This window comes from Mesorhizobium sp. (assembly GCF_004962925.1).
Taxonomy (GTDB): Bacteria; Pseudomonadota; Alphaproteobacteria; order Rhizobiales; family Rhizobiaceae; genus Mesorhizobium.
The window spans coordinates 751-7,167 of the sequence record NZ_SUEO01000276.1; the positions used below are offsets into that span (position 1 = coordinate 751).

At 64.2% G+C, this 6,417-nt stretch carries 6 protein-coding genes; 3 read left to right on the plus strand and 3 right to left on the minus strand.

Annotated features, from left to right (window positions below; all coding sequences use genetic code 11):
* The 3 genes from E5W87_RS32370 to E5W87_RS32380 all read right to left on the minus strand — a co-directional run.
* A partial coding sequence (locus E5W87_RS32370; protein ID WP_292407108.1) for an iron chelate uptake ABC transporter family permease subunit occupies positions 1–816 on the minus strand: 816 nt, incomplete at its 3' end.
* A gap of 53 nt (positions 817–869) precedes the next feature.
* Positions 870–1,766 (minus strand): ABC transporter substrate-binding protein, encoded by an 897-nt coding sequence (locus tag E5W87_RS32375; RefSeq protein WP_292407111.1) that lies wholly within the window; start codon positions 1,764–1,766, stop codon positions 870–872.
* The gene (locus E5W87_RS32380; protein ID WP_292407113.1) at positions 1,763–3,919 is read right to left on the minus strand and encodes a TonB-dependent siderophore receptor; all 2,157 of its coding nucleotides are present in this window, start codon (positions 3,917–3,919) and stop codon (positions 1,763–1,765) included. Before E5W87_RS32380 ends, E5W87_RS32375 begins: the two co-directional genes overlap by 4 nt.
* Positions 3,920–4,150: 231 nt before the next feature.
* Between E5W87_RS32380 and E5W87_RS32385 the strand changes: the two genes are divergently transcribed.
* Genes E5W87_RS32385 through exbD form a run of 3 tightly spaced genes read left to right on the plus strand, consistent with a single transcriptional unit; the run spans position 4,151 to position 6,395 of the window.
* On the plus strand, positions 4,151–4,942 hold the full coding sequence (locus E5W87_RS32385; RefSeq protein ID WP_292407116.1) for an ATP-binding cassette domain-containing protein: 792 nt from the start codon (positions 4,151–4,153) through the stop codon (positions 4,940–4,942).
* A 28-nt stretch (positions 4,943–4,970) separates the two neighbouring features.
* Entirely contained in the window at positions 4,971–5,921 is a 951-nt protein-coding gene (gene exbB, locus E5W87_RS32390) for a tonB-system energizer ExbB (protein ID WP_292407120.1), read from the plus strand.
* Positions 5,922–5,936: 15 nt separating this feature from the next.
* Positions 5,937–6,395: a TonB system transport protein ExbD gene (gene exbD, locus E5W87_RS32395; protein WP_292407123.1), complete on the plus strand. Its 459-nt coding sequence runs from the start codon at positions 5,937–5,939 to the stop codon at positions 6,393–6,395.
* Positions 6,396–6,417: the final 22 nt, after the last annotated feature.

The window sequence follows — 6,417 nt, forward strand, 5'->3', positions numbered from 1 at the left end:
GCTCATGCGCTGGCGCAAAGTCCGTGCGCCGGCGAGCCTGACCAGCGCCGGCGCCGCAAGCGCCACGAAGCTGATGACGCCGACGGCTGCGACCACCATGCTGCTCAGCGCGACGGCGACAGTCATCCCCGCCAGCCGTGTCACCACGGGTTTCGTCCCAAGGCTTTCCGCTCCCTCGTCGCTCAGGTCCAGAAGCCGCAGCGGCCGGAGCAGAAGGAAGGCAGCAATGCCGGCCACCGCGAGCCATGGCGCGAACCCGAGCACCACGGCGTCGCCGTTCTGGATCAGCGAACCGCTCTGCCAGATGAAAAGTTCCTCGGAATATTCGCGATTGGCCGCCATCAGCAGGGCGCTCGCCGAACTGCATGTGAGGCTGACCACCAGGCCGGAAATGATGATCGCGATCGGCGAGAAACTCCGACCCTGGGCCAGAGTCAAAACCGCCAGCGTCGACAAGGCGCCGCCGGCGAGCGCCACCCATTCGCGACCTTGCTCCAGCATCCACGGCGCGTAGAGCGTGGCGATCGTCAGGGCGACGGTGGCGCCTGCATTGGTGCCTATGGTGGTCGGCTCGGCGAGCGGATTGCGCAGCACCTGCTGGAGCAGCGTGCCCGTCAGGCCGAGCGCCGCGCCGGCCAGCAGACTGATTGCCAGGCGCGGCAGAAAGGCATGGCGGTAAAGCAGCTGCCGCGGATCGGCAAGGTCCGTCGCGCCGAGCGAGTGCCACCACATGTCGGCGGGCAACAGGCGTAAAAGCCCGGCAGCGGTGAGATATGCGGCGAGCACCGCCGGCACGCCGACCAGGGCGACGAGCATCCAACCGCCTGCCATGAAACGAGCACGATGGCCGGCCGTGGACTGCATGATGGTCATGCCCGGAACAGCAAATTTGCAAAGCGGGCAGCCGCGGCAAGTCCGCCAAACGGCCATACCGGCGGGATAGTCCTTACGTTGCCGGCTTTGACGCAGGGAAGATTCGCCCAGAGGCTGCTTTGGTCAATCCTGATCTTCACATGCGGCGGGATCGGATCGAGGGAAACCACGCGAGCCTCGCCGATCGCAACCAGCTCTTCGATGCCCAGCATGGAAAACCCCCAGCCATCGGTCGGCGCCGTCCAGGCGTTGGTGAGGCTCAACCTGTCGAGCACGTCCTGGAACAGACCGCCTTTGCCGTAAACACGCACGTGACGGTCGTCGAACATGCTGACCACCGCGAGTGGCTGCTTTGCCCGTCCTGACAATTGTGCCCTGATCTGGGCGATTGCTGCCGCCGTCTCCTGGATAAGCCGCTGCGCCTCAGCCTCCCGGCCGAGCTGCGAGCCAAGTTTCAGCGTTTCAATTTCGGCCTGGCGATAAGGCGCTTCGGTACCATCGTAGAAGGGCACCGTGTGCACTGGCGCGATCTGCTTGAATGGAGCTTCGTCGAGCCCGAAGCCATAGGAGCCGGTGATCAGGTCGGGCTTGAGCTCCAGTAGCAGTTCGAGATTGGGCTCGCCGCGCGAGCCGAGATCGATGCAGCCGGCGGGAAGAGCCGGACCCACGACCCAGTCGCGATAACCCTTGATGTCGGCGACAGCGACCGGCCCGATCCCGAGCGAGATGACCATCTCTGCCGAAGTCCATTCGAGGCAGGCGATCCGCGGCGGCCGCGCCGCACGCGCCGGCAATGCCGCAATTCCACACCACGCCGCAGCCAATGCCCAGATGCACTCACGCCTGGTGAGCGAGCCGGCGGCGGTCTCGATGTGGCGCCGCGATTCGCTCACCAACGATACTTCATCGAGCCGGTGATCTTGCGGCCCTCTCCATAGAAGCAGCCGGAACTCCGATTGTAGCAAGTCGAAACATAGGTCTTGTCGAACAGGTTGCTGGCGTTGAGCTGGAACTTCATATTCTTCCAGTCGTAGTGCAGGGCGGCATCGACCAGCGTTGCCGCCGGCACCTGGAAAGAATTCTCGTCGTCGCCTTGGCTCGAACCGATATAGCGGACGCCGGCGCCGAAGCCCAAACCCTCCAGTTTGCCACTATGGAAGGTGTAGTCGCCCCAGAGGGACAAGCGGTGGTTCGGCACGCCATAGGGCATGTTGCCGCCGTTGCCTTCGGAATCGTCGAGGATCTCCATGTCGATATAGGCGTAGGCGAGCTTGATGTCCCAGCCGGAGTCCAGGCTTGCCACGCCTTCCACCTCGATGCCGCGCGAGCGGATCTTGCCGGTCTGGAAACTATCGTTGCCGAAACTGCGCACGACGTTCTCGCGGGTCAGGTCGAAGGCGGCGACTGTGACGAAGCTGTTCCAGCCTTCCGGCTGGTACTTCACGCCCACCTCATATTGCTCGCCGGTTTCCGGCTTGAAAGCCTTGCCGTCGCTGTCAGTGCCGATTTCCGGATAGAATGACGTCGAATAGCTGAGATAGGGCGCCAGCCCGATATCGGAGAGGTAGACGAGGCCAACCCGGCCGGTGAAGGCGCTGTCCGACTGCTCGATCGTGCTGTCCTCAAGCTTGTCCAGAATTTCGCTTTTCGTCCAATCCTGGCGGCCTCCGAAGGTCAGCGCCCAGTTTTCGTATTTGATCTGATCCTGCGCGTAGAGACCGACCTGCCACTGCCTGGTGTCGGTATCCTTATAGGGCGTCAGGTCCGTCACCGGCGCGCCGTAAATCGGATCGAAGATGTCATCGAGGGGAGCGACCGTTCCTGACCCGGCCCAATCGCTGTAGTCGGTATACTGATAGTCGAGGCCCATCAGCAGGGTGTGGGCGAGCGGTCCGGTGTCGAATGTCGCCTGGGTCTGGTTGTCGACCGAGAAGTTGCCGAGCTTCGAGCGGCCGGCATCGGCATAACGATGATAGGTATGGCCATCGGGATCGAGGCCGGGATCCAGATCGGGATTGGGGTTGGCGCCGCCGCCGAACACGCCAAGTTGCTCGTCATTGTCGAGGTAGGAATAGCGGGCGTTCTGGCGCAGCAGCCAAGTTTCGTTGAACCGGTGCTCGAATTCGTAGCCGATCATGGCGAGTGTCGGGTTGAACTCGTTGAATGCCGGCTCGCCGACGAAACGATTGTTTGGCAGGCGCTGCCCGTTCAGGCCCGGGAACACCGTTCCGTCGGCCGGCAGGAACTGGATGCCCCAGCCGGTTCGATCGCGCTGGTAGGTTGCGAGCAATGTCAGGCTTGTGTCTTCGTCTGGCTGCCATTTCAGCGACGGCGCAAGAAAAATGCGATCGTCGTCGACGAAGTCGACATCGGTTTCCCCGTCACGGAAAAGCCCGGTCAGCCGGTAACTGAGCACGCCGGCCTCATCGACCTTGCCGCCCATGTCGAACTGTGCCTGATAGCGGTCGAAGCTGCCGGCACTGACTTCGATCTCCCGGAACGTCTCGTCGGTCGGGCGCTTGCTGACGTAATTGATGATGCCGCCCGGGCTATTCTGGCCGTAGAGCACCGAGGCGGGTCCGTGCAGGACTTCGATGCGTTCCGCGCCATAGGGGTCGAGCGAGAGGAAGGTCGCGAAATCCGATCCCTTGAGGCGCAAGCCGTCCTTGTAGAAGGCTTCGTCCGATATATCGAAACCACGAATCTGCAGGCCGAGCCCGCGGGTGTCATTGCCCCATAACTCACCGGCGACGCCCGCCGTGTAGCGCATGGCATTGCCGATGCTTTCCACGCCCTGCGCCGCGATCTGGTCGGCGGTGACCACCGATATCGACTGCGGCGTCTCGATCAGCGGCGTGTCGGTCTTGGTGGCGGTGGAGCCCTGGGTGGCGACATAGCCGTCGACCGTCCCAAAGGCGCTTTCGACGCGCTCCTGGACGTTGATCGGGTCGAGAGTGGTGGTCGCCTCCTGCGCGACGGCGTGGCCGCTGCCAAGCAGCACGGGCAGCGACATCGCTGCGATCAGGAGGTTTCGGCGCGCAGGCATTTCATCTCGGATTTTTCCGCGACCTGAACCAACGACCATCTCGGCACGCTCCACTTTTTTCGAAATTCGACGCATTCCGGCGCGCCGTGACATTTTGTTGACTCAAAAAGTCATCTTCATTGTTGACTAGTAAAGTCATGTTTCATAGTCAACCGGGCATCGGCGCCGAAAACCGGACTGCCGAAACCGATTATGGAAATGCGCGCGCGAAGCCAAAGAGAGGCCAACACCGTGGCTGGAACACATGCCCAGACCGCCTTCCAGGTCGAAGCGGTGCGCTTTGCTGTCGGCGAGCGGACGCTGCTCGGTCCCGTTACGCTCGAGCTGCAGCGCTCGCGCGTCTATGGGTTGATCGGGCACAATGGTTCGGGCAAGTCGACGCTGATCAAGCTGTTGGCGCGCCAGCAGCCGGCAAGCTCGGGCGGCATCACCTTCGCGCAGCGTCCGCTGGTGCAGTGGGGTGCGCGCGAGCTCGCCCGCGCGCTCGCCTACCTGCCGCAGACGACGCCGGCGGCGACCGGCCTGACCGTGCGCGAACTGGCGACGCTCGGGCGCTATCCCTGGCATGGCGCGCTCGGCCGTTTCGGGCACGAGGACAGGCGCCATGTCGACGAGGCGCTTATCCTGACCGACATGGCTGACTTCACCGATCGGCTGGTGGACGAATTGTCCGGCGGCGAGCGCCAGCGCGCATGGCTGGCCATGCTGGTGGCGCAGAATGCCGGCGTCATGCTGCTCGACGAGCCGATCTCGGCGCTCGACATTGCCCATCAGGTCGAGGTGCTGGGGCTGGTCAGAGACCTCAGCCGCAAGCGCGACCTGTGCGTCGTCGTCGTGCTGCACGATCCCAATATGGCGGCGCGCTACTGCGACGAATTGATCGCACTGAAGGACGGCAGGCTGCTGACGCGCGGCACGCCGGACCAGATCATGCAGGGCGACGTGCTCAAAGGAATTTTCGGTGTCGAGATGGGCGTGTTTGCGCACCCCGTCACCGGCCAGCCCATCGGCTATGTGCAATGAGGCCACTGTGAGAATAAGGAAGAAGCCCTTGTCCAGACATGGTTTGTTCGCGGCGTTGATCGCATCCGTCATCCTGTCGGCCGGCGGCGCTGCCGCCCAGGAGCAACCGGGTGCGGCCCCGGCGATCGAGGCGCCTGCTCCCGCGCCTGGAGAGGCTGCGCCAGGCGCGGTCGCGCCACCGGCGACACAGCCCGGCGTGACCACACCCGGCGTGACTACGCCCACCGAGGCCACACGCATCGAGACTGATCCTTCGACGTCGACGTCTGTGACCCTCCCGCATGATCTGTCGCCATGGGGCATGTTCATGGCAGCCGACATCGTCGTGAAATCGGTGATGATCGGGCTGGCCTTCGCGTCGTTCGTCACCTGGACGATATGGCTGGCCAAGTCGCTGGAAATCCTTGGCGGCAAGCTGCGCGCACGCCGCGCGGCGCAAGCGATCGGCAATGCCGCGACGCTGAACCAGGCCGGGCGCGCGCTTGGCCACAATGGCAGTCCTGGCGCCCTGCTGGTGCGGGCGGCGGAGGAGGAAACCGCGCTTTCGGCCGGCTCGCTCGATCATGTGTCCGGCGACGGGTTGAAGGAACGGGTCACCTCGCGCCTGTCGCGCATCGAGGCGGCGGCGGCGCGGCGCATGTCGCGCGGCACCGGTGTCCTGGCGACGATCGGCTCGACCGCGCCGTTTGTCGGCCTTTTCGGTACTGTCTGGGGCATCATGAATGCCTTCATCGGCATCTCGCAGGCGCAGACCACCAATCTCGCCGTCGTCGCCCCGGGCATCGCGGAAGCCTTGCTGGCCACCGCGATGGGCCTTGTCGCGGCGATCCCGGCGGTGGTCATCTACAACGTCTTTGCGCGATCGATAGCCGGCTACAGGCAGATCCTTGCCGATGCGTCGGCAGGGGTCGAACGGCTGGTCAGCCGGGATCTCGATTTCCGCACGGTCGCGCCGGCAAAGCCGATGGCCGCGGAATGAACACGGAGCGACGCCATGGCGGCTAGAATTCGAGAGAACATCGACGGCGATCTCGAGGAAAACCACGAGATCAACGTCACGCCGTTCATCGACGTGATCCTGGTCCTGCTGATCATCTTCATGGTCGCGGCACCGCTGGCGACGGTGGATGTCAATGTCGACCTGCCGGGCTCGACCGCGACGCCGGCTCCCCGGCCGGAGACGCCGCTGTTCCTGACGCTGAAAGACGATCTGAGCCTGGCAATCGGCAACGATACGGTGCCGCGCGAAACTTTCGCCGCTGCGCTTGTCGGCAGGACAAAGGGCGACAGGCAGACGCGCATCTTCCTGCGCGCCGACAAGGCGGTCGGCTATGGCGATCTGATGCAGGTGATGAACCTTTTGCGCGGCGCCGGCTACCTGAAGATCGCGCTGGTCGGCCTCGAGACGGTGCCCGGCGATGCCGCGGCGCCGCAAGACGGAACGGGCCAATAATGTCGCCGGCGGCCGCCCTGCC